Raw genomic sequence first — 2,777 nt, 5'->3', positions numbered from 1 at the left:
AGCTTATTGAGCCGCTATCCTTACCTATCGAACCCATCATCTATTTCGCTTGTTTTTATCCAATCTAGTCCCTTCTTCAAAACGAATCCAAGCCCCATTAAATCGGCTTCATTCCAATTTCGATCCGGGGATACAATCCGAAACAAGGAAGTTGACAGTTGAGAGGCAATATGTTAGAATAACAAACGAGGAAACGATGAACATAACCTCTATGCTTTCGCTGGCAATATCCATAACGGCTTTGGGATTAGCTCTGTACAACAAGCAACCCAATATTTATTTTGGATCAAACTCCATTTACTACAATTTGCCCCTATTTCTTGCGCTTTCCGGTGGAATACTTGCTATACTACCCGGCAGCAATGATCAAGGTTGTTCTGGAAATCTTGTATTTATCTTATGTGCCATCTCTGCCTTAGCGGTACTCTACATCCTGCACCCCGACTTCTTCGCATTTATCCCTTATTTCTAGCCCCATCCATTCGGCTCAACATTTCAAGCCGGATGAGAGTAGTTGACAGCCAAACGGCAAAGTGCTACAATAATTGTTGAGGATGTTATGAATAAAGTCTCATACTTATCAGTGCTATTATCCATTTTAGCTGTAGGGCTGGCTTGGTTCTTCAAGCAACCCCATTTGGGATATGAGTATGGCCTAAGCGACTACAAGTGGCCTCTTTTTATTTCGCTTGCCGGCTTGCTTATTGGTATCCCTGCCGGCATTAAAGAAGAAGGATTTAAAGGGTTCCTCGTTTTTGGCTTCAGTATCGCCGCCATTATGGCTGTCATATATATTCTTTACGTCGACAGGATCAATAATCTCCTCGGACTCTAACACTACCCCCGCGCATCACCATACATTCCTAGAAGGTTAGTCAACTCAAATTAACGTCCTGTCTCACGTAATCCAAAAAGCCTATTTTGGCAGGACGTCTTTGAGACTTGCCTTGTATAGGTTCGAATTGCCATGTACGATATAGTAGTCTTGTTCCAGATCGCCGGTGGGGCAAAGGGCGCGGGTGGCTTGTTCAGCTTTCTTGGCCCATTTGATGATGGCTCGGGCGTGGGAGGGTTTGAAGTAATAGGCGGCAGCGTGGCCCATTGCCATGATGTCGGGGTTCCAATCTAGCAGTAGGTTGGCGCTGTAGATGAACCCATCAAAACGGGAGTTATTATAGGCACAGTAGCCGCCAGTGCCGTTCCATCTTGAGGTAGGCTGGAAGGAGTCGCCCCCGAAGCAGACGCGCTGGAAGTTAATCGTTGTCATAAATCCGCAATGCCACCACGTTTGACCGGGCATTGGCGCAACATCGAACTCGTATTCATTCCATTGCCACTTCCCTACTTCAGGCCAAAGGGTATCGGGCAGGATGGAGTCGTTTGGCAGATAAGGCGCGAAGGTATTTTGAATGTCTTTAATAGGAGCCGCCACCCAGGGATGCAGGTATGCCTTAGTCCCATACTTCTGACGCAGATAGGGGATGCCGTCACAGTGGTCGATATGATAGTGCGAGCATAGCTGTGCCGTCGGTTTAATCCCGCCAAGATGGTTTAGCAGCGCCTCTAACGCCTCCATATCAGGCATATAAGGATCAACCACCAAGCCTTCACCTGTCTTTGAGACCAACAGGTAGCCATTTGCGCCGTATTGATAGAGGCTCGGCAGGTAACGGCGGACACCTGGAAGGACAGCCTCTGTTTCAATATTATAATCCTTCTCACCTGCACAGATACAACCTTTGGCGATAAAGAAGTCCATCAAGCGTTTAGCAAGCCTGCGCAGCATCTGACGCGGTTGTTTATCGATCACTGGACCATGTGAGGGACACAGGATATCCATACCGAGTTCATGAAGATGCATTACTCCCTGCCATGCGGCCATCGCCCCAATGCCCCGGCTGTGCTCCCATTCGAGATGATAGGGTTGCCATATCTTGGCATCGGCATAGGCTGCATCCCCACAGAAAACCACCTCTTTGCCGGCGTGTTCCAATATCACTGAAGCCGAATGCCGTCCATGACCGGGTGTTTCAATAAAGCAAATGCGCCTCTTGCCCCAAAAGAAGTCGAAGAATTCGTACATATTATAGATAATGTTGGGGATTCCTTTTGGGAGTACAGAATAACTGGCAGGACACCCCACGCCTAGTGTTGGTAACGAGTGGAAGTCCGCAACTTCATGAGGAAGCAGGTAACCACTGGCGGCATGGATAGTAAACGGCCACTCAGGACGATTGAGCAGCCCTTCGCATTGGTCGGGGTGATCGTGGGTGAGGAACACATGGTCCAGATGGTGAATACCTAAATCTGCAAGGGAATCCATCCACTTACCGCTGCCGAAATCAATCGCAATGGCCCGATCACCTTCTTTAATGACATACACATTACAAGTATCAACAAACAAATAGAGCCCAGATAGTATCTCCACCGGTTCCGCGTTTCTTGTCATTTCACACACTCACCTCTCAACCTAAGAGTATGCCGGATATGCGTGTCGGTGAACAAGTTAATCTCAAAACACCAGAATATTTAGCTTTTCTAAATTATTTTTCAAAATTACTTGACAAACTTAAATATGTACTGTATATTGAATAAAGTGAATAGAACGGTCTATTCAAAATACCAACGTGACCGTGATTTGTGATTGATCAGATCGCTGTTAATTAGGCAAGTTTCTGAAATCCATCACTCATGACGGCACTTGAAAGAGGAGGCAAATTGAGATGAAACGATTTTTGTTTTATTTTTTAGCATCGGTAATGGCCGTTGTCTCATTG

The 2,777-nt window shown here is 46.5% G+C and carries 2 protein-coding genes; one reads left to right on the top strand and one right to left on the bottom strand.

Annotated elements, in window-relative coordinates:
- Nucleotides 1–559 precede the first annotated feature (559 nt).
- Nucleotides 560–835 carry a hypothetical protein gene (locus WCO51_11970; protein ID MEI6513970.1) on the top strand — a complete coding sequence of 92 codons (276 nt, stop codon included), beginning with the start codon at nt 560–562 and terminating at the stop codon, nt 833–835.
- Between the two features lie 81 nt (nt 836–916).
- Here the strand turns inward: WCO51_11970 and WCO51_11965 are convergent, their stop codons facing one another.
- A complete protein-coding gene (locus tag WCO51_11965) occupies nt 917–2,449 on the bottom strand; it encodes an MBL fold metallo-hydrolase (GenBank protein MEI6513969.1) in 1,533 nt (510 codons plus the stop codon).
- Nucleotides 2,450–2,777 lie beyond the last annotated feature (328 nt).

It is taken from the genome of bacterium, assembly GCA_037131655.1.
Taxonomy (GTDB): domain Bacteria; phylum Armatimonadota; class Fimbriimonadia; order Fimbriimonadales; family JBAXQP01; genus JBAXQP01.
The sequence above is the reverse complement of the archived record's forward strand: the minus strand, read 5'-3'. Positions and strand labels throughout refer to the sequence as shown.